The sequence below is a fragment of the Streptomyces sp. CB01201 genome (assembly GCF_002803085.1).
GTDB lineage: Bacteria > Actinomycetota > Actinomycetes > Streptomycetales > Streptomycetaceae > Streptomyces > Streptomyces hundungensis.
In genome coordinates this window covers 213,798-234,796 of sequence record NZ_NNBJ01000003.1, presented here as the reverse complement: position 1 = coordinate 234,796, position 20,999 = coordinate 213,798, and the positions used below count along the sequence as shown (strand labels likewise).

Here is a 20,999-nt window from a genome sequence, read left to right as displayed (position 1 = left end):
TCAGAACCAGGGCCGCAAGGCCCAGGACACGACTCAGAACACGGCCACACCGTTCTGCGTCAGCTTCCAGTCCACCGAAGCGAACTCCGCCTGATCAATGACACCCTTCGCCTTCACCCACGCGATCATCGTGTTGCGGATCTCATCGGAGTTCGCCCACAGTTGCTTGGCGGTCGCCACCCCCGGGAAGTTGCCGCCACCATTGGCCCGGTAGTTGTTCACCGCCAGCACGAACTGCGCCGCGTCGTCCAACGGCTTCCCGTCGAACAACACCTTCGACACCCTCGAACCGGCCGGCTTCGCGATGTCGACCTCGTACGACACACCGCTCACCACGTCGTAGTTGTAGTCCGGCGTGTTGTTGGCGTTCGTGATCCTGGCAGGGTCGACCGGACCCGTCGTCTGCACGTAGTAGTTCGCCGAGAACTCCAGATATGCCTTCACCTGAGCACCCGTCAGAAGCCGTGCCTCCAACGTGTTCTCGTACACATACAAACCCGCCACATCCTTGATCGTGACCTTGCCGGCGGGAATCACCGCGGTCCGCGAGAAACACGCCGCCTGCGACAGCACCGGCAACGACGCATACGGCGACGACGCCAGCGCCGCCTTCACCGTGTCCGTCTGAATGCGGTTGATCAGATCGATGATCGGCACATCCTTGTACGGAGCCTCCGTCGACCGCATCTCCGCCGCGTTCGTACCCACCACCTGGTTCACATACGCCACGACCTTGTCGTGCTCCGCCTTCACCAGACGCCTCACCACCGGGTCCTCGGCCACCGCGTTCGCATTGCGCACATCCGCCGTCACCGACGTCACATGCCAGCGGCCCCGCGAGAACTCCAGCGCGAAGTCGAAGACACTCAGCCGCATGCCCCACATGTACGGCTCCGACAGCACCACGGACTTACCGGTCTCCTTGTTCACCACCGTCCGCGACGCCACCTCCTTGTGCGTATGACCCACCAGAATCGCGTCGATCCCCGGCACCTGCTCCGCCACCAACGACGACGCGTTCTCCGGATACGGCAACGCGTCCCCGTACGACGTGCCCCCGTCCAGACCCGAGTGATCCGTACAGATCACCACGTCACACCCCAGCGCCCGCAGCTTCGGCACATAGACCTTCGCCTGCTCCACCAGACCCGGGAACGTCATCTTCCCCTGCACGTTCGCCTTGTCCCAGATCGCGATCCCCGGATTCGTCAGCCCCAGGATCCCCACCTTCACATCCGGACCGTGCGGCACCTTCAACCGCCGCACCGTGTACGGAGGAAACGCCGGCTTCAACGTCTTCGCGTCCAGCGCGTTCGCACCCAGCAGCGGAAAGTCCAACTGGTCCTGGAACGCCCGCAGCGTCGGAATGCCGTAGTTGAACTCGTGATTGCCGAGCGCCGCCGCGTCATAACGCATGTGGTTCATCGCCAGCGCCATCGGATGCTCAGGACCCCGCTTGCCGCCCGAACCCGTGATCGGCTCGACCCGCGCGTAGTAGTACGACAGCTGCGTGCCCTGGATGATGTCACCCGCGTCGATCAACAACGTGTTGTGACGGCCCTTCTCCTTACGGACCTGATCCACCAACGTCGAGATCTTCGCCAGACCCACGTCGTTGTGCGCCGCGTCGTCGTACTCCGCGTCCGTGAAGTAGTCCCAGTTGAAGACATGACCGTGCAGATCCGTCGTGCCCATCACCGAGAACGCGTACCGCTTCGGCTCACGCCCGTGCCCATGACCCGGATCCTGACCCCGGGGCGCCGCCTCGGCGGGCGACACCACACCCCCCGCCACGGCCACACCGGCCCCGGCGGCGGCCGTAGTGCCCAGGAACGTCCTGCGGTTCAGCGGCATGCTCTCTCCCTGAAGTCGTATGACACGCGCGGCAGTTGTGCGAACCGTGACGCGCGTAGACCCAGGGATTCTGACCCAGAACCGGCCACCCGCAACACCCCCCGCAGGTTGCGATCTGATGACCGGACCCTGACAGCAAGCTCCCCGCCGACCACGCCCACCGATGCCACAGTGGACCCATGACCGACACCCAGCCCTACGGAACCCCCGAACAGCCACGCCTCGCCGTCCACGGCGAAGCCCACCTCGAAGTCGACCCCGAAATCGCCGGCATCACCATCACCATCACCACCCGCGGCACCGACCGCCGCGCCACCCTCGACGACCTCACCCGCCGCAACACCCACGTCATCGACCTCATCAAAAGCTACGGAGACACCATCGAAAAACTCGAAACCGGCGCCTTCACCCTCACCCCCGAACTCACCCGCCACGGCCGCGGCGAACGCGTCCGCACCTACCACGGCACCGTCCACATCACCACCGAACTCACCGACTTCACCACCCTCGGCGAACTCACCACCCGCCTCGCCGACCTCGAACTCACCCGCGTCGACGGCCCCTGGTGGTCCCTGCGCCCCGACTCACCCGCCCACAGCGAAGTACGCCGCCGCGCCGTCCACCAAGCCGTCGCACGCGCCCGCGAATACGCCGACGCCCTCGGCACCACCCTCGCCGCCCTCGTCGAACTCTCCGACCCCGGCGCCGAAAACCCCACCCCCTACGGACTCCCCGCCGCAGGCGGCATGGCCTTCCGCGCCGCAGCCCCCGGCGCCCCCGAACCCGCCCCCACCCTCGACCTCGAACCCCAACGCCAATCCGTCCACGCCCGCGTCAACGCCCGCTTCCTCATGACCCCGCCCAAGCTGTAACCCCCGAACACAGCCAGTGACGCCCACCCGCGCCGGGCGCCCCGACACGCTCATCGGAGCGCCCCCGCGCACAATTCAACACTTGTCAACCACCCTTCACGCAAAGGTTGTTGAGCAGTAACCCCAGTCCAAATCTCTACCCACCGGTAAGCCCTAGGCTCGAACCATGCGCCGAGCCAAAATCGTCTGCACCCTGGGCCCCGCCACCGACACATACGACCAGATCAAAGCCCTGGTCGAAGCCGGAATGGACGTAGCCCGCTTCAACCTCAGCCACGGCACCTACACCGAACACGAACAGCGCTACCACCACGTCCGCAAAGCCTCCGAAGAAACCGGCCACAACATCGGCATCCTCGCCGACCTTCAAGGCCCGAAGATCCGCCTCGGTCGCTTCACCGAAGGCCCCGTACTCCTTGAACGCGGCGACGAATTCACCATCACCGTCGAACCCGACACCCAAGGCGACCGACACCACTGCGGCACCACCTACCAAGGCCTCGCCGCCGACGTCACCACCGGCGAACGCATCCTCGTCGACGACGGCAAAGTCACCCTCCAAGTCACCGGCGTCGACGGCCCCCACGTCCACACCCTCGTCATCGAAGGAGGCATGGTCTCCGACCACAAAGGCCTCAACCTCCCCGGCGTAGCCGTCTCCGTCCCCGCCCTCTCCGACAAGGACGAAGAAGACCTCCGCTGGGCCCTGCGCACCGGCGCCGACATCATCGCCCTCTCCTTCGTCCGCAGCGGCCAGGACATCCACGACGTCCACCGCATCATGGACGAAGAAGGCCGACGCCTCCCCGTCATCGCCAAAATCGAAAAACCCCAAGCCGTCGACAACATCGACGACATCGTCGCCGCCTTCGACGGCATCATGGTCGCCCGCGGCGACCTCGGCGTCGAAATGCCCCTCGAACAAGTCCCCATCGTCCAGAAGCGAGCCATCAAACTCGCCAAACGCAACGCCAAACCCGTCATCGTCGCCACCCAAATGCTCGACTCGATGATCGACAACTCCCGCCCCACCAGGGCCGAAGCCAGCGACGTCGCCAACGCCGTCATCGACGGCACCGACGCCGTCATGCTCTCCGGCGAAACCAGCGTCGGCAAATACCCCATCGAAACCGTCAAAACCATGGGCCGCATCGTCGAAGCAGCCGAAGAAGACGTCCTCGCCAAGGGACTCCCGCCCCTCACCGACCGCAACAAACCCCGCACCCAAGGCGGCGCCGTCGCCCGAGCCGCCGCCGAAATGGGCGACTTCCTCGGCGCCAAATTCCTCGTCGCCTTCACCCAGTCCGGCGACACCGTCAAACGCCTCTCCCGCTACCGCTCCCCGATCCCGCTCCTCGCCTTCACCCCCGTGCCGGCCACCCGCTCCCAGCTCAACCTCACCTGGGGCGTGGAGACGTTCCTCGGCCCGCACGTCGAATCCACCGACGAGATGGTGGCGCAGGTCGACGAGATGCTCCTGAAGGTCGGCCGCTGCCAGAAGGGCGACGTCGTCGTCATCACGGCGGGCTCCCCACCGGGCGTCCCCGGTTCGACGAACCTGGTCCGCGTCCACCACATCGGCGAGGACGACAGCCCCAAGTAACCCTGGGCCACGGCCCCTTGCCCCACCCCTTCGCAGGGGGCCCCTGGGTTACTTGGCTTCCCACGGCTCAGTACTTGGGCCCTATGTGCTGGTCCATGAGGGCGACGGATGCCTTGCGGGCGATGGAGATGTTGAACGGATCGCTGCCGCGCGCGAGGGTGGTCCACTCGACGCCGACGAGATCGAGTGCTGCGCCGCAGAGGGCGCGGATGTCGTCGGACTTGTTGGTGAAGAAGTACCGGGGATATTCGTAGTATCGACGTCTCGGCCTCCGCCTGCACACCAGGCCAGGCGTCGTCGAGGGTGATCATCAGGTTCGGCACTCGGTGCGCGGCGTACTGACTGATGTGACCGTCGCCGAGATAGAGGCCCAGCAGGTACGCATACGCCGCAGCATCCAAGGGGCGGTCGTCGCAGCGCGGACACTTCGGGTCGTGCGAGCCAGGGCATTCGCCCCGTTTGGAGCGGTCCATGTGCAGCCAGTACGAGACCGTGCCGAGCGGCACGTTCAACTGGCGCGCCACGTCCGCGTTCCTCGTACCCGCCCGCAGCAGCCCGAGTGCCTTTAGTCGTACCTCTGTGCCATGAAAGTTCATACGAGCACCCTGGGTCACGTGCCGTCGCTCCAGGTAGCAAAAAGCGGAGCTTCACGCGAACGTGAAGCTCCGCTTACTGAGAGTGCCGAGTGCGGGATTCGAACCCGCATGCCCTTTCGGACAGATGTGTTTGAGACATCCGCGTATGCCGTTCCGCCAACCCGGCAAGGGTGCTGGCAGGAGTGTACCCGTTCATCCGCCGCGACAGCAGCTAGGTACCCTTCTGAAGAGCAGCATCATGCCCCGCACCGAGGAGCCCCCCGTGACCGCCCCCGAGTCGCCCCAGCCCACCGCAGACGACGACGCGACGCACGTCCCGCCGATGACGACGCGCGTCGTCATCGCCGAGGACGAGGCCCTCATCCGCCTCGATCTCAAAGAGATGCTGGAGGAAGAGGGCTACGCGGTCGTCGGCGAGGCCGGTGACGGGCAGAAGGCCGTCGAGCTGGCCCGTGAGCACCAGCCGGATCTGGTGATCCTGGATGTGAAGATGCCGGTCCTGGACGGGATCTCCGCGGCGGAGCTGATCGCGAAGGAGTCGATCGCTCCGGTGTTGATGCTGACGGCGTTCAGTCAGCGGGATCTGGTGGAGCGGGCGCGGGACGCCGGTGCGATGGCGTATCTGGTGAAGCCGTTCTCGAAGAGCGATGTGGTGCCGGCGATCGAGATGGCGGTGTCGCGGTTCACGGAGTTGAAGGCGCTGGAGCAGGAGGTCGCGGACCTTTCGCAGCGTCTGGAGACGCGCAAGCTGGTGGACCGGGCGAAGTCGGTGTTGCAGACGCAGTACGGGTTGTCGGAGCCGGCGGCGTTCCGTTGGATTCAGAAGACGTCGATGGATCGTCGGATGTCGATGCAGCAGGTGGCCGAGGCGGTTATTGAGGACGCCGAGGAGAAGAAGGCGGCGAAGGGGGAGTAGTTCCCGACGCGCACGTAGCTCGACGCGCACGCAAAGGGCCCGCATCCGGAGGCAGTTCCGGGTGCGGGCCGCTTTTGTGTGGTGCGGGGTTCAGTCTTCGCCGAGGTAGGCCTTGCGGACTGATTCGTCGTGGAGGAGGTCTTGTCCGGTTCCGGAGAGGACGATTTTGCCGATTTCCATGACGTGGCCCTGGTCGGCGAGGGAGAGCGCGGCTTGGGCGTTCTGTTCGACGAGCAGGATGGTGGTGCCTTGGGCTTTGAGTTCGGTGATGGTGGCCATGATTTTCTGCATCATGATCGGGGAGAGGCCCATGGAGGGTTCGTCGAGCATGAGGAGTTTGGGCTGGGACATCAAGGCGCGGCCCATGGCGAGCATTTGTTGTTCGCCGCCTGAGAGGGTGCCGGCTGCTTGTTTGCGGCGTTCTCCGAGGATGGGGAAGAGGTCGTAGGCGCGTTGGATGTCTTTTTCGATGCCGGTTTTGTCGTCGCGGAGGTAGGCGCCGAGGCGGAGGTTGTCCTCGATGGTCATGCGGGGGAAGATGTGGCGGCCTTCGGGGGAGTGGGCCATTCCGAGGGCGACGATTTTGTGTGCGGGGACGTTTTTGAGGGGTTTGCCGTCGAAGGTGATGGTTCCGGCGAGGGGTTCGAGGAGGCCGGAGAGGGTGCGCAGGGTGGTGGTTTTTCCGGCGCCGTTGGTGCCGATGAGGGTGACGACCTGTCCTGCTTCGACGCTGAAGGAGATGCCTTTTACGGCTTCGATTTTGCCGTAGGCGACCCGGAGGTCCTCGACTTCGAGGAGTGCGGTCACTGGGTGTCTCCCTCGGTGCTGGTGGTGCTCTGCGCCGTTTCGGCGGCTTCTACTTCGGCGAGTTCTTCGTCTCCGGGTGCGCCTTCGAAGGGGGTGCCGAGGTAGGCGGCGATGACGCGTTCGTCGGCTTGGACGATGTCGGGGGTGCCTTCGACGAGTTTTTCGCCTTGGACGAGGACGGAGACGCGGTCGCAGAGGTTCATGATGAAGCGCATGTCGTGCTCGATGACGAGGACGGCGATGCCTTGGTCGCGGATGGCGAAGATGAGTTCTTCGGCGGCGCGGGTTTCTTGGGGGTTCATGCCGGCGGTGGGCTCGTCGAGGAGGAGGAGTCCGGGTTCGCTGGCGAGGGCGCGGGCGATTTCGAGCTTGCGTTGTTCGCCGTAGGGGAGGTTGCGGGAGAGGTGGTCGGCTTTGTCGGCGAGTCCTGTGAATTCCAGGAGTTCCATGGCGCGTTCGCGGGATGCGTTTTCTGCTTTTTTGAATCCGGGGAGGCGCAGGAGTGCGGACCAGAGGCCTTCTTTGGTGCGGGTGTGGCGGCCGACGAGGACGTTTTCCAGGACGGTCATGTTGGGGAAGAGGCGGATGTTCTGGAAGGTGCGGGCGACGCCGGCCTGGGTGACGAGGTGGGGTTTGGGGGGAAGGACGGTGCCTTTGTAGGTCACTTTTCCTTCGGTGGGGACGTACAGGCCGGTGAGGCAGTTGAAGAAGGTGGTCTTGCCTGCGCCGTTGGGTCCGATGAGGCCGATGATTTCGCCGCTGTTGACGGTGAGGTCGACGTTTCGGACGGCGGTGAGGCCGCCGAATCGCATGGTGACGCCGCTGGCGTGGAGGACGGTGTTGGGTGTGGTGGTCATGCTGGTCACGCCCCCGCCTTGGTGACGCCGACGGGTGTGTCGGTGAGGCTGGTTTCTGGTGTGTCGAGTTGGCCGGTCTCGTGGAATTCGAGCTTTTTCCTGCGGTCGGCGATGATGCCTTCGGGGCGCAGGCGCATGAGGACGATGAGGGCTACTCCGAAGAGGAGGAGCTGGTAGTCCTGCATGAATTGGAGTTTGGCCGGGATGAGGTAGAGCAGTGCTGCGCCGATGAGGGGTCCGCTCATGGTTCCCATGCCGCCGAGGATGACGGCGGCGAGGAGGAAGGCGGAGTTGGGGGGTACGGATCCGGCGAATTGGTACTGCTCGGGGGTGACGGTGCTGGTGAGGTGGCCTTGTACGGTGCCGGCGAGTCCGGCGAGGGTGGCGCCGAGTGCGAAGGCGATGAGTTTGACGCGGAAGCCGTTGATGCCCATGGCGGTGGCGGCGGTTTCGTCTTCGCGGATGGCGACCCAGGCGCGGCCGATGCGGCTGTCGGCGCTGCGGCGGAAGACGGTGACGACGACGAGGGTGATGACGAGCATCAGCAGGTAGTAGTTGCCGGGTTTGCCGAGGGTGAAGCCGGCGATGTCGTGGCTGATGCCGAGGTCCCATCCGAAGATGGTGATGTCGGGGATGGCGGGGATGCCGCGGGAGCCGTTGGTGACGTTGGGTCCGCTGTTCCCGTTGAGGTTGTTCATGGTGATGCGGAAGATTTCGCCGAAGCCGAGGGTGACGATGGCGAGGTAGTCGCCGCGCAGGCGCAGGGTGGGGGCGCCGATGAGGACGCCGAAGACGAGGGATGCGCCGGCGCCGACGAGGATGGCGGCCCAGAAGGGGAAGTGGACGCCGAGGCTGGAGGTGCTGGCGCCGGAGACGAGGGCTGCGGCGTAGGCGCCGACGCCGAGGAAGGCGACGTAGCCGAGGTCGAGGAGGCCGGCGAGGCCGACGACGACGTTGAGGCCGAGGGCGACGGTGGCGAAGATGAGGATGTTGGCGCCGATGAGGGCGTATTCGTCGCTGGATTGGGTGAAGGGGAAGCAGATGGCGGCGACGAAGGCGGCGCTGAGGGTGACGGTGCGGTGTTGTGCGGTGAGTGCGGAGAGGCGGGTGAGGAGGCCTGCTTGGGTGAGGGCGGCGAACGTGAATCCGGCGGTGATGAGGAAGCCGATGAACAGTTCGGTGTAGGCGGTGTCGATGCCGTAGGCGAAGACGTAGAGGCCGATGGCGAAGGCGGCGACGATGACGAGGATGCCGGCCCAGTCGGGGATGGGTTGGGCGGGGCGGGCGCTGGGGGCGGCGAGGGTGTGGCGGATGCGTCGCCAGGGGTTGTCGCCGGTGGTGTCGGTGCCGGGGGTGTCGCCGGGGAGGGCGAAGGCGGCGATGAGGGCGATGAGGGCGCCGATGCCGGAGACGTAGGCGCCGGGTTCGAGGTTGACGATGCCGCCGAGTTCGTCGGATATGGCGCCGAGGGTGTAGCCGGTGGTGCCGAAGGTGGCGAGGGCGAGGAGGCGCAGGGGGGCGTTGGTGCCTGCGGGGGTGAGCCAGCGCAGTCCTTGGACGCCGTAGGCGGAGAGGGCGAACAGGAGGGTGAGGGCGGCGGCGGTGAGGGTGAGGAGTTGGAGGCCGCCGGGGTAGCCGTCGACGGTGAGGTCGCCGGGGAAGTCGCTGGTCCAGGTCCAGGCCATGAAGGTGCCGATGAGGGCGATGGCGGCGCCGGCGGTGACGGTGTGCCGGGCGAGGCTGGTGGGCAGCGGGATGAGCGGGGTGCCGCTGTCGCGGTGGGTGGTGTTGGTGGTCATGGTGTTCACGCCCTGTCCGCGACGCGTTCGCCGAGCAACCCTTGGGGTCGCACGAGGAGGACGACGATGAGGAGGACGAAGGCCCATACGTCCTTCCAGGCGCCGCCGCCGAAGAGTTCCATGCTGGGGATGTTGCCGACGTAGCCGACGGCGAGGGCTTCGGCGAGGCCGAGGACGATGCCGCCGAGCATGGCTCCGTAGATGTTGCCGATGCCGCCGAGTACGGCTGCGGTGAAGGCTTTGAGGCCCATGATGAAGCCCATGCGGAAGCCGACTTGGCCGTTGTGGAGGCCGTAGCCGACGGCGGCGATGGCGGCGAACGCGGCGCCGATGGCGAAGGCCATGACGATGATGCGGTCGGTGTTGATGCCCATGAGTTTGGCGGTGTCGGGGTCCTGGGCGGTGGCTTGCATGCCGCGGCCGGTGCGGGTTTTGGTGACGTAGAACCCGAGGGCGATCATGCAGACGGGGGCGGCGATGAGGATGAAGAGGTCGCCGCGCTGGATGTTGGCGCCGAGGACGTGGAAGGGGTCGCCGTTGAACTGGGGGAAGGAACGGTCCTTCTTGGCGTCGGGGTACCACTTCCATACGGCCTGCTGGAGGGCGAGGGAGAGGCCGATGGCGGTGATGAGGGGGGCCAGGCGGGGCGCGTTGCGCAGGGGCCGGTAGGCGAAGCGTTCGGCGGCGGTGGCGACGAGCACGGAGACGATGACGCCGCCGATGATCATGAGGGGGATGGCGGCGAGGAGGGAGAAGCCTGAGGGGAGTGCGAGGAACACGGTGAGAGCCCCGAAGCCCCCGACCATGAATATCTCGCCGTGGGCGAAGTTGATGAGCTGGACAATGCCGTAGACCATCGTGTACCCGATCGCGATCAGTCCGTACATCGCGCCGAGGATGAGTCCATTGGCCAGCTGTTGCGGCAGTTCGTGCACCGCGGGGCCTCCGTGAAGTGATCGGATATGGCACCGCGCGGGAGCGCTGGTGGCGCTCCCGCGCGGTCCTGTGTGCGTGTGGCGGGATGTCGCCGGGTTACGGCTTGTAGGCCTCGCTGAGCTCGGGCTTCCAGGCGCCGTCGGTGACCTTGTAGGCGGTCATCATGGTGTTGGTGGTGTCGCCGTACTGGTCGAAGGAGACGGGGCCGGTGACTCCGTCGAACTTGACCTTGCCGACGGCGTCGAGGACCTTGGCGCGCAGGTCGCCGCTGGGGAGCTTGCCGCTGTTGGCGGTGACGACGTCCTTGACGGCCTGGATGATGGCCCAGGTGGCGTCGTAGGTGCCGCCCCCGTAGGCCTCGTAGGCGTCCTTGTAGCCGGCCGTCTTGTAGTTGGCGATGAAGCTCTTGGCGGAGTCGAGCTGTTCGACGGGCTTGCCGACGGAGGTGGCGAGGTCGCCGTTGGCCTTCTTGTTGAGCTTGATGAAGTCGGCGCTGTAGATGCCGTCGCCGCCCATGAGCGGGATGTTGGTGCCGCTGTCCTTGAGCTGCTGGCTCAGGGGGCCGGCGGCGGGGTATTCGCCGCCGTAGTAGAGGGCCTTGGCTCCGGTGGTCTTGACCTTGGCGACGATGGCGTTGAAGTCGCGGTCGTCGGGGTTGATGTGGTCGGAGCCGACGATCTTGCCGCCGAGCTTGGTGAAGGTGTCCTTGAAGGACGCGGCGAGCCCGGCGCCGTAGGTCTTCTGGTCGTCGATGAGGTAGACCGTGTCGATCTTGGCGTTCTTGAACAGGTAGTTGGCGGCGAAGGCGCCCTGGACCTGGTCGGTGGTGGCGGTGCGGAAGAAGGTCTTGTAGGGGCGGACCTTGTTGCCGGTCTTCCAGCCGTCGCCCTGGGTCAGCTCGGTGCCCGTGTTGGCGGGGGATATCTGGGTGAGGCCGGCGTCGTTCAGCGGCTTCTGCATGGACTGCGAGACGCTGGAGTTCAGGGGGCCGACGACGCCGACGACGCTCTTGTCACCGATGAACTTGGTGGCGTTCTGCTGGCCGACGGAGGGCTGGGCCTGGTCGTCGAGCGGCTGGGTCTTGAACTCGACGCCGGGGACGAGGTTCTGCTTGTTCGCCGTCTGGGCGGCGAGGTCGGCGGAGTTCTTGATGCCCAGGCCGAGGGCGGACAGGTCACCCGTGAGGGGCGCGTCTACGCCGATGACGACGGTCTGCTTCTTGCCGCTGCTGTCGTCGCCGCTGCTTTTGTCGCGCGAACCACAGGCGGTGAGCGTGAGTGCGCCTGTGGTGAGCACTGTAGTGAGGATGAGCAAGGAACGGTGTCGCACGATGGGTCCTTTCCCTGGCGCGGCCTCCTCGTGAGTGAGGTGCCGTGTCGGTCGCCGGGCCGTACTGATCGGTAAGGGCCGTGCAGCAGTCGCACCCGGCGGCGCGGTGACTGGCCGTGACTCTAAGCGCAGCCGAGGGGGGTGGGGAGCAGCCGGGACAGGATGTGACTTTCTTGTTATGCCAAGGCCAAACCTTGGTGGTGCAGTGCGGGCAATGTGCACATTTCGGGGCGGCGGGATTTCTCGCATGATGAGAACGCCCTGTTCCGCTAAGGGGCTTGAGGGGATCATGCTGCTGACAGGCCGGGGTGCGTCCGGAAGTCGGGCAGTGGCCGGGAGAGCGCTGTCCCGGGGCCGGTTCCCGCCCGTCGCGACCCCGATGATCGTTACGCTGTGTTACGACGGGCTGGAGGGGGTGGGCAGTTTGGTCTGCGCCCAAGGGTCGGTCGTGGGCGTCCCGTTGCGATAGCGCTCGGCGCAACCCCGCTGCGCCCGCTGCTCGATGAGCCGGTCACCGGCGGCCGCGCCGTGGGCCGCGCGCTCGGTGCGGGCCGCGGCCAGCGTGGTCAGGAGGATCGCGTTCTGCCCGTCGGACAGGCCCTTCTCCTGGTAGTCGAGCCCCGAGCCCTGCCCCTCGTCCAGCTCCTGCTTCGCCCAGTACGTGATCAGGTGCGTGCACAGCTCGGCCGGTGAAGTGGTGTGCGGTGACGGCGAGTTGAGGGAGGAGGTGGCCGGGGCGGGGGTGTCGCGGGCGGTGGTGTCGCCGGCGGACGAGCAGCCCGTGAGGCCTCCCGCCGCGGCGAGCACGCATGCCAGCGCGATCCGTGCGTGTGCCCAAGGTCGCGCCCGGGTCCTCATGACTCGACGTTAGAACGCGCCCCCGGGCGTGACAATGGCCGGCGAGTCCCCGACTCGCCGGCCATGCCGTGCTCAACTCGCCCGCCCGTGAACGGAATTGGCCGGTCCGGGGCGCGGGCGGCGCGGTCTCAGCCCTTGAGGCCCTCCGCGTCCCGCAGCAGGCAGGTCAGCCGGGCCGTGCAGACCCGCTTGTCCTGCTCGTCGGTGATGACGATCTCGTACGTCGCCGTCGAGCGCCCGCGGTGCACGGGGGTGGCGACCCCGGTGACCAGGCCGCTGCGCGCCCCGCGGTGGTGGGTGCAGTTCAGGTCCACCCCGACGGCGATCTTGGAGCTGCCGCCGTGCAGCATCGAGCCGACCGAGCCGAGCGTCTCGGCGAGCACCGCCGAGGCGCCGCCGTGCAGCAGCCCGTACGGCTGGGTGTTGCCCTCGACGGGCATGGTGCCCACGACCTTCTCGGCGGAGGCCTCGACGATCTGCACGCCCATGCGGGTGCCCAGGTCCCCGGCGGAGAACATGGCGGGCAGATCGACGCCGAGGGCCGCGTACTCCTCGACGACTTCCTGCGGAAACTTCACGCTGTGCTGCTCGCCCATGGGCCCGGCTCCGTTCATCTGCGTCACTGTGCTGTGTCCACACCCGTCATGGCTGTGTCCGCACCGTCATACCAGATGACTGAGCAAACGCTTAGGGCTCAGCTCTCATTCCCCGCCCCGGCCGCCGGCTCGAACCGTACGACCACCGATTTGCTCGCCGGAGTGTTGCTGACGTCGGCCGTCGAACCCAGCGGTACCAGCACATTGGTCTCCGGGTAGTAGGCGGCGGCGCAGCCCCGCGCCGTCGGATAGTGCACCACGCGGAAGCCCGGCGCCCGCCGCTCCACCCCGTCCTTCCACTCGCTCACCAGATCCGTGTACGCCCCGTCCGCCAGGCCCAGTTGACGGGCGTCCTCCGGGTTGACGAGGACGACCCGGCGACCGCCCCTGATGCCGCGGTAGCGGTCGTCGAGACCGTAGATGGTGGTGTTGTACTGGTCGTGCGAGCGCAGCGTCTGAAGGAGCAGCCGGCCCTCGGGCAGCTCGGGCGCCTCCACCGCGGCGGCCGTGAAATTGGCCTTGCCGGTGGCCGTCGGGAAGCGCCGCTCGTCGCGCGGGGCGTGCGGGAGCTGGAAGCCGCCGGGGTGTGCGACCTTGGCGTTGAAGTCGTCGAAGCCCGGCACCACCCGGGCGATGCGGTCGCGGATCGCGGCGTAGTCCCGCTCGAACTCCGCCCAGTCCACGGCCGACTTGGGGCCGAGCGTGGCTCGCGCCATCCGTGCCACGATGGCCGGCTCCGACAGCAGATGCGGACTGGCCGGGGTGAGGTTGCCGCGCGAGGCGTGCACCATGCCCATCGAGTCCTCGACGGTCACGAACTGGCGGCCGCTCTTCTGGACGTCCTTGTCGGTGCGCCCGAGCGTGGGCAGGATCAGCGCCCGGCGGCCGGTGACCGCATGCGAGCGGTTCAGCTTGGTGGAGACATGCACCGTGAGCGAGGCCCGGCGCATCGCGGCCTCGGTGACGTCGGTGTCGGGCGTGGCGGCCACGAAGTTGCCGCCCATCGCGAAGAACACCTTCGCCCGGCCGTCGCGCAGCGCCTCGATGGACCGTACGACGTCATGGCCGTGGTGACGGGGCGGGGCGAAGCCGAACTCCTTCTCCAGCGCGTCCAGGAAGGCGGGCGCGGGGCGCTCGAAGATGCCCATCGTACGGTCGCCCTGCACATTGGAATGGCCGCGCACCGGACACACTCCGGCGCCGGGCCGCCCGATGTTGCCGCGCAGCAGAAGGAAGTTGACGACCTCGCGGATCGTCGGCACCGAGTGCTTGTGCTGGGTCAGTCCCATCGCCCAGCACACGATGGTGCGGCGCGAGGCGAGGACCATCGTGAGCGCCTGCTCGATCTCGGGGCGCGTCAGGCCCGTCGCGGCGAGTGTCGCGTCCCAGTCGGCCTCCTTGGCCGCGGCCTCGAACTCCTCGAAGCCATGGGTGTGTTCGCGCACGAACAGCTCGTCGACGGCGCCCTCCGTCTCGACGATCAGCTTGTTGAGGAGGCGGAACAGGGCCTGGTCGCCGCCGATGCGGATCTGCAGGAACAGGTCGGTGAGGGCGGCGCCCTTGATCATGCCCTGCGGCGTCTGCGGGTTCTTGAACTTCTCAAGTCCCGCCTCCGGCAGCGGATTCACCGAAATGATCTTCGCGCCCGCCGACTTCGCCTTCTCCAGCGCCGACAGCATCCGGGGATGGTTGGTCCCCGGATTCTGGCCGGCGATCACGATCAGATCGGCCCGGTGCAGATCCTCCAGGGACACACTGCCCTTGCCGACGCCGAGGGTCTCCGTCAGCGCCGAACCCGACGACTCGTGGCACATGTTGGAACAGTCGGGCAGATTGTTCGTGCCGAACTCGCGGGCGAACAGCTGCAGCAGGAACGCCGCCTCATTGCTGGTACGCCCCGAGGTGTAGAAGAGGGCCTCGTCGGGGGAGTCCAGCGCGGTCAGCTCCTCGGCGATGATCCCGAAGGCCCGCTCCCAGGTGATGGCCTCGTACCGGTCGCCGCCCTCCGGCAGATACATCGGCTGCGTGATACGGCCCTGCTGGCCCAGCCAGTACCCACTGCGGGCGGCGAGGTCGGACAGCGGATGCGCCGCGAAGAAATCCGGCGTCACCCGGCGCAGCGTCGCCTCCTCCGCCACCGCCTTCGCACCGTTCTCACAGAACTCCGCCGTGTGCCGCTTGTCGCCCTCCGGCCACGCACAGCCCGGACAGTCGAAGCCGTTCTTCTGGTTGACCTTCAGCAGGGTCTGCGCGGTGCGCCGCACCCCCATCTGCTGCTGCGCCATCAAGAGCGTGTGCCCGATCGCGGGCAGCCCGGCCGCCGCGTGCTGGGGCGCCTCGACCTGCGGCGCGTCCTGGACCGGATCACCTGTGGGCGGCTTGCTGGCCATGGCGCTGCTCCCCTTCGAGCGAACACGTCGTGCGGCTGTGCCGATCGGACACTGCGGGCGGGCACGGCGTGCGGACCTGTGGTGCGGGCACCCGCGGGCAGGCGTGCGGCCGCGGGATGCGTACACCACCGATCCTGCCACGCGCCACCGACAGCCGCGCCGGGCAGGTCGCACCGGGCAGGTCGCACCGGGGCCGGGGACGGGCGGCCGGGGGTGGGACTGGCCGGGATTGTCAGTGGGGCGTGGCAGGATCGTGGGCATGGCTGAGACAGCATCGAAGAAGACCCCGGACAACCGACCGCGCCTGCTCCTCATGGACGGGCACTCCCTGGCGTACCGGGCGTTCTTCGCGCTGCCCGCGGAGAACTTCACCACCGCGACGGGCCAGCCCACCAACGCGGTCTACGGCTTCATGTCCATGCTCGCGAACACGCTGCGTGACGAGGCGCCCACCCACTTCGCGGTGGCGTTCGACGTCTCCCGCAAGACCTGGCGCTCCACCGAGTTCCCCGACTACAAGGCGAACCGGTCGAAGACCCCCGACGAGTTCAAGGGCCAGGTCGAGCTGATCGGCGAGCTCCTCGACGCGATGCACGTCGACCGCTTCGCCACCGACGGCTTCGAGGCCGACGACATCATCGCCACGCTCGCCACCCAGGCCGAGGCGGCCGGCTTCGAGGTCCTCATCGTCACCGGCGACCGCGACTCCTTCCAGCTCGTCTCCGAGAACGTCACCGTCCTCTACCCCACCAAGGGCGTCTCCGAGCTGACCCGCTTCACCCCGGAGAAGGTCGAGGAGAAGTACGGCCTCACCCCCCAGCAGTACCCCGACTTCGCGGCCCTGCGCGGCGACCCGTCGGACAACCTGCCCGGCATCCCCGGCGTCGGCGAGAAGACCGCCGCCAAGTGGATCAACCAGTTCGGTTCGTTCGCCTCGCTCGTCGAGCGCGCCGAAGAGGTCAAGGGCAAGGCCGGACAGAACTTCCGCGACCACCTCGACGCGGTGAAGCTCAATCGCCGGCTCACCGAGATGGTCAAGGACGTCGAGCTGCCCAAGGGCCCGGCCGAACTGGAACGCGCGCCCTACGACCGCAGTGCGGTCACCGGCGTCCTGGACGTCCTGGAGATCCGCAACCCCTCGCTGCGTGAGCGCCTGCTCGCCGTCGACCCGGGCGCGGCCGACGCCGAGACCGCCCCGGCGCCCGCCGCCGGCGTCGAGGTCGAAGGCACCGTGCTCGGCGCCGGCGAGCTCGCCCCCTGGCTCGCCGAGCACGCCACCCAGGTCCTGGGCGTCGCCACCGTCGACACCTGGGCCCTCGGCTCCGGCAGCGTCACCGAGATCGCCCTGGCCGCGGCCGGCGGCGCGGCCGGCTGGTTCGACCCGGCCCAGATCGACGAGGCCGACGAGCGGGCCTTCGCCGCCTGGATCGCCGACACGGAGCGGCCCAAGGTCATGCACAACGCCAAGGCAGCCATGCGGGTCTTCCCCGAGCACGGCTGGACCATCGCCGGCGTCACGATGGACACCGCGCTCGCGGCCTACCTCGTCAAGCCCGGCCGCCGCTCCTTCGCCCTCGACGCCCTGTCCGTCGAATACCTGGGGCGCGAACTGGCCCCGGCCGGCGCCGCCGACGGCCAGCTCGCCTTCGGCGCGGACGACGAGGCCGAGGCCGCCGCCCTCATGACGCAGGCCCGAGCCGTCCTCGACCTCGGCGGCGCGTTCACCGAACGCCTCAAGGAAGTCGGCGCCGCCGAACTGCTCACGGACGTCGAGCTCCCCACCTCCCTCCTCCTGGCCCGCATGGAACGCAACGGCATCGCCGCCGACCGCGCCCACCTGGAAGCCATGGAGCAGCAGTTCGCCGGCGCGGTGCAGCAGGCCGTGAAGGAGGCGCACGCCTCGGTCGGCCACGAGTTCAACCTCGGCTCGCCCAAGCAGCTCCAGGAGGTCCTCTTCGGCGAACTGGCCCTGCCCAAGACGAAGAAGACCAAGACCGGCTACACCACGGACGCCGACGCTCTCGCCTGGCTCGCCGCCCAGACCGAGCACGAACTGCCCGTCCTCATGCTGCGCCACCGCGAACAGGCCAAACTGCGCGTCACCGTCGAAGGCCTCATCAAGACCATCGCGACGGACGGCCGCATCCACACCACGTTCAACCAGACCGTCGCCGCGACCGGCCGCCTGTCCTCCACCGACCCCAACCTCCAGAACATTCCGGTGCGCACCGACGAAGGCCGCGCCATCCGGCGGGGCTTCGTCGTCGGCGAGGGCTACGAATCGCTGCTCACCGCGGACTACAGCCAGATCGAACTGCGCGTGATGGCCCACCTGTCCGAGGACGCGGGCCTCATCGAGGCGTTCACCTCCGGCGAGGACCTCCACACCACCGTCGCCTCCCAGGTCTTCGGCGTCGACAAGACCCAGGTCGACCCGGAGATGCGCCGCAAGATCAAGGCGATGTCGTACGGCCTGGCCTACGGCCTGTCCGCGTTCGGCCTCTCGCAGCAGCTCAACATCGAAGCGGGCGAGGCCCGCGGTCTGATGGACACCTTCTTCGAGCGCTTCGGCGGTGTACGCGACTACCTCCAGCGCGCCGTCGAAGAGGCCCGCGCGACCGGCTACACCGAGACGATGCTGGGCCGCCGCCGCTACCTGCCGGACCTCAACAGCGACAACCGCCAGCGCCGCGAAATGGCCGAGCGCATGGCGCTCAACGCCCCCATCCAGGGCACGGCCGCCGACATCGTCAAGGTCGCGATGCTGAACGTGGACCGCGCGCTGACGGAAGCGGGTCTCACCTCGCGCCTGCTGCTCCAGGTCCACGACGAAATCGTGCTGGAGATCGCGCCGGGCGAGCGCGAGCAGGTCGAGGAGCTGGTCCGCCGAGAGATGGCGGGTGCGGTGGAACTGCGCGCCCCGCTGGACGTGTCGGTGGGCGCGGGCCACGACTGGGAGTCGGCGGCCCACTAGGGGTGGGGGAGGGGTGCGGGGTGGGGCGGCCGTTAGCGGGGCGTTAGCCGGAGGGTGTGGGATGACAGATGACCGATTTCAACTTTCGGCTGATGTCCGGCACTTGTTCGTCAGCGACCAGCGGCGTTCGGTATTCGGCGCCCGCCCCCTCCCCACCCGTCGGCAACGCGCTGGTGGCGAATCAGTGAAAACCGGTCAGCCCACGGTGTCATGGCGCCATCGGTTGCCGTAGTGTCACGTGAGTCTCGCGCTGGGGAGCGCGGACAGCCGAGTACGGGGAGGGACTTGACGTATGGCACCGCACATGGGCCGACGACTGCGCAAGGGAGCGGGCACCACGGCGGTGGCCGCGTTGGCGGTCGCGGCGCTTTCCGCATCGCAGGCGCCGGGGATCGTGCACGCGAGCACCCCCATCGACCAGGCGGCCTCCGACGCGACGCCGACGCCCGCTCCCACCCCGGAAGCCCCGGCCTCCGGCAACTCCCCGTACTACACCGACCTTCCGCCGCTGGTGTCGCCGACGCCGCCGAACACCTCGACGGGCACGCTGCCCACCGGTGACCAGCAGGGCATACCCGCCACCGTTCTCGACGCGTACAAGAAGGCTGCGGCCACGCTCGCCACGGACCGGCCGAACTGCCACCTGCCCTGGGAACTCCTCGGCGGCATCGGCAAGGTCGAGTCCGGGCACGCCAACGGCGGCCGTGTCAGCGTCAACGGCACCACGCTCACGCCGATCCTCGGCCCGGTGCTCAACGGCGCCGGGTTCGCGAACATCACCGACACCGACGGCGGCGTCTACGACGGCGACAAGGTGCACGACCGTGCGGTCGGCCCGATGCAGTTCATCCCGTCGACCTGGGCGTCCTCGGGCAAGGACGGCAACGGCGACGGCGTCAAGGACCCCAACAACGTCTACGACGCGGCCCTCGCGGCCGGGTTCTACCTGTGCGGCAACGGCCGCGATGTCGCGGTGAAGGCCGACCTGGACAAGGCGATCCTGAGCTACAACCAGTCGCAGGAATACCTGACCACGGTCACCAACTGGTTCGACTTCTACCGGCGCGGCACCCATGAGGTCCCCGACGGCACGGGCACGCTGCCCAGCCGCCGCAGCGACCGGACGTCCGGCGGTCACACCCCCGCCCAGCAGACGCCTCACCCGCCGGTTTCGCCGCCCAGTACCAAGCCGGCCCCCACCCCTCCGGCCCCCAAGCCGAAGCCGCCGGTCCCGCCGGTCAAGCCGCCCGTGCCGCCCACCAAGCCCGGCGGCGACCCCAGCAAGCCGCCCGTGCCGCGGGCGACGACGTTCGAGAACGCCGGCGCCGACGAGCTCACCGCGTTCGCGGGCGGTGCCTTCGGCGGGCAGCCGACGGCGCGGGTGAAGGACGCGTCCGGCAAGGCGATGGCGAAGGTCTCGGTGAAGTTCGAGATCGTCGGTGACACCGACACCCGCTTCGCCGGCGGCGCCGGCTCCGTGACGGTGCCCACCGCGGCCGACGGCACGGCCGCGGCCCCGGCCCTGAAGGCGGGCGAGAAGACCGGTACGTTCACCGTGCGGGCCACTCTGGCCACCTCCACACTGGCCGCCGTCGAGTGGAAGGCGACGGTCGTCGCCCGGCAGGCCGACCGGCTGGTCCGCGCCGACACCAAGGCGCTGACGGCCACGCCGTCCGGCGAGTTCGCCAACCAGGTCTCGGTCAAGGCGACCTACAAGACCGGCGTCGCCTCCGGTGTGGCGGCCTCCGCGGCCATGATCGTGACCCCGGCCGCCGACGCCGACCCGAAGGCCGCGCCCAAGGCCAACGACAAGGGCCCGTACTTCAAGGACGCCAAGGGCAACCCGGTCCGCGAACTGAAGGACCTCAAGACCGACGCCAACGGCCTCCTGGTGCTGCCGAAGATGTACGCGGACGCCCAGACCGGCACGTTCCTGCTCCGCCTCACCACCGAGGGCGGCGGCACGCTGACCCTCGAACTGACGGTGGCCGCCGCCTCCTAGGCGCCCGCCGGTCCCGCGCTCCCCAGCAGCCCCTTTGCCGTCCGACGGCAGAGGGGCTGTTCGACGTGTTCTCATCTCGGCCCGGCGTTGCTACGGTGCCCACTCCTGACGACCCATCAGCTCCCGGAGGCCGAGCATGCGTGCCCTGATAGCCGCCGCGATCGGGCTGGCCGCCGCCCTCGCCATCGTCCTGACGGTCTCGGCCATCGGCGCTCCCGAGGGCAAGACCTCGCCGAAGCCTCTGCTGACCACCGTGCCCAGCGCCCCCGGGAAGATCACCCAGACCAAGTAGAGCCGGACCGAGAGCCACGCCACGCCACGCAGAGCACATGGAACACGCCACGCAGAGCACATAGAAGGAGAGCAGGTCCATGCGACGCAAAGCCAGTCTCGTCCTGCTCGCCCTCGCCGTGTTCTTCGGCGCCCTGTCACCGCTGCTGCGCTGGTACGCCTTCCCGCGGCTGGCGAAGATCCCGCCCAGCCAGTACCAGGAGGCGGTCCTCGAAGCGAAGAACGCCACCCTCATCGACTACGCCACCATGCAGTCCAAGACGGTCCCCAAGGTGACCGTGGTCCAGACGCTCAAGGGCAATGTCGAGGCGGCCAAGGA

16 protein-coding genes, 1 tRNA gene and 1 pseudogene are annotated in these 20,999 nt (G+C 68.0%); 7 read left to right on the top strand and 11 right to left on the bottom strand.

Annotation, left to right across the window (positions count from 1 at the left end; all coding sequences use genetic code 11):
* Positions 1 to 33 precede the first annotated feature (33 nt).
* Positions 34 to 1,854 (bottom strand): bifunctional metallophosphatase/5'-nucleotidase, encoded by a 1,821-nt coding sequence (locus CG740_RS09035; protein ID WP_100574482.1) that lies wholly within the window; start codon positions 1,852 to 1,854, stop codon positions 34 to 36.
* Positions 1,855 to 2,033: 179 nt separating this feature from the next.
* Between CG740_RS09035 and CG740_RS09030 the strand changes: the two genes are divergently transcribed.
* Both CG740_RS09030 and pyk read left to right on the top strand, forming a co-directional pair.
* Positions 2,034 to 2,726, top strand: coding sequence for an SIMPL domain-containing protein (locus tag CG740_RS09030; protein WP_100574481.1), 693 nt, complete (start codon positions 2,034 to 2,036; stop codon positions 2,724 to 2,726).
* A 166-nt stretch (positions 2,727 to 2,892) separates the two neighbouring features.
* Entirely contained in the window at positions 2,893 to 4,329 is a 1,437-nt protein-coding gene (gene pyk / locus CG740_RS09025) for a pyruvate kinase (RefSeq protein ID WP_100574480.1), read from the top strand.
* 67 nt (positions 4,330 to 4,396) lie between these two features.
* Here pyk and CG740_RS09020 read toward each other — a convergent pair.
* Positions 4,397 to 4,925, bottom strand: a pseudogene (locus tag CG740_RS09020) (hypothetical protein).
* 83 nt (positions 4,926 to 5,008) lie between these two features.
* Positions 5,009 to 5,091 (bottom strand) — tRNA-Leu (locus tag CG740_RS09015).
* 96 nt (positions 5,092 to 5,187) lie between these two features.
* Between CG740_RS09015 and CG740_RS09010 the strand changes: the two genes are divergently transcribed.
* Positions 5,188 to 5,841: an ANTAR domain-containing response regulator gene (locus CG740_RS09010; RefSeq protein ID WP_100574699.1), complete on the top strand. Its 654-nt coding sequence runs from the start codon at positions 5,188 to 5,190 to the stop codon at positions 5,839 to 5,841.
* Between the two features lie 90 nt (positions 5,842 to 5,931).
* Here the strand turns inward: CG740_RS09010 and CG740_RS09005 are convergent, their stop codons facing one another.
* The 8 genes from CG740_RS09005 to CG740_RS08970 all read right to left on the bottom strand — a co-directional run bounded on the left by CG740_RS09005 (position 5,932) and on the right by CG740_RS08970 (position 15,413).
* A complete protein-coding gene (locus CG740_RS09005) occupies positions 5,932 to 6,648 on the bottom strand; it encodes an ABC transporter ATP-binding protein (RefSeq protein WP_100574479.1) in 717 nt (238 codons plus the stop codon).
* Positions 6,645 to 7,514 carry an ABC transporter ATP-binding protein gene (locus CG740_RS09000; protein ID WP_100574478.1) on the bottom strand — a complete coding sequence of 290 codons (870 nt, stop codon included), beginning with the start codon at positions 7,512 to 7,514 and terminating at the stop codon, positions 6,645 to 6,647. The genes CG740_RS09005 and CG740_RS09000 overlap by 4 nt, the downstream gene beginning before the upstream one ends.
* A complete protein-coding gene (locus tag CG740_RS08995) occupies positions 7,511 to 9,304 on the bottom strand; it encodes a branched-chain amino acid ABC transporter permease (protein WP_100574698.1) in 1,794 nt (597 codons plus the stop codon). Before CG740_RS08995 ends, CG740_RS09000 begins: the two co-directional genes overlap by 4 nt.
* A gap of 5 nt (positions 9,305 to 9,309) precedes the next feature.
* Positions 9,310 to 10,239 (bottom strand): branched-chain amino acid ABC transporter permease, encoded by a 930-nt coding sequence (locus tag CG740_RS08990; protein ID WP_100574477.1) that lies wholly within the window; start codon positions 10,237 to 10,239, stop codon positions 9,310 to 9,312.
* Positions 10,240 to 10,336: 97 nt separating this feature from the next.
* Positions 10,337 to 11,554, bottom strand: coding sequence for a branched-chain amino acid ABC transporter substrate-binding protein (locus tag CG740_RS08985; RefSeq protein ID WP_100574476.1), 1,218 nt, complete (start codon positions 11,552 to 11,554; stop codon positions 10,337 to 10,339).
* Between the two features lie 411 nt (positions 11,555 to 11,965).
* Entirely contained in the window at positions 11,966 to 12,427 is a 462-nt protein-coding gene (locus CG740_RS08980) for a hypothetical protein (protein WP_159030258.1), read from the bottom strand.
* A gap of 128 nt (positions 12,428 to 12,555) precedes the next feature.
* Complete coding sequence (locus CG740_RS08975) at positions 12,556 to 13,023, bottom strand: PaaI family thioesterase (RefSeq protein WP_100574474.1); 468 nt, start codon at positions 13,021 to 13,023, stop codon at positions 12,556 to 12,558.
* 98 nt (positions 13,024 to 13,121) lie between these two features.
* On the bottom strand, positions 13,122 to 15,413 hold the full coding sequence (locus CG740_RS08970) for an FdhF/YdeP family oxidoreductase (RefSeq protein WP_100574473.1): 2,292 nt from the start codon (positions 15,411 to 15,413) through the stop codon (positions 13,122 to 13,124).
* Positions 15,414 to 15,672: 259 nt separating this feature from the next.
* Here CG740_RS08970 and polA point away from each other — a divergent pair, with 259 nt between their 5' ends.
* From polA to CG740_RS40825, 4 genes are all read left to right on the top strand, one after another.
* A complete protein-coding gene (gene polA, locus CG740_RS08965; RefSeq protein ID WP_100574472.1) occupies positions 15,673 to 18,387 on the top strand; it encodes a DNA polymerase I in 2,715 nt (904 codons plus the stop codon).
* 292 nt (positions 18,388 to 18,679) lie between these two features.
* Positions 18,680 to 20,389 carry a lytic transglycosylase domain-containing protein gene (locus CG740_RS08960; protein WP_100574471.1) on the top strand — a complete coding sequence of 570 codons (1,710 nt, stop codon included), beginning with the start codon at positions 18,680 to 18,682 and terminating at the stop codon, positions 20,387 to 20,389.
* A gap of 136 nt (positions 20,390 to 20,525) precedes the next feature.
* Positions 20,526 to 20,681, top strand: a complete 156-nt coding sequence (locus CG740_RS39450) for an SPW_0924 family protein (RefSeq protein ID WP_107488360.1) — start codon at positions 20,526 to 20,528, stop codon at positions 20,679 to 20,681.
* Positions 20,682 to 20,760: 79 nt separating this feature from the next.
* A partial coding sequence (locus CG740_RS40825) for a porin PorA family protein (RefSeq protein WP_234376154.1) occupies positions 20,761 to 20,999 on the top strand: 239 nt, incomplete at its 3' end.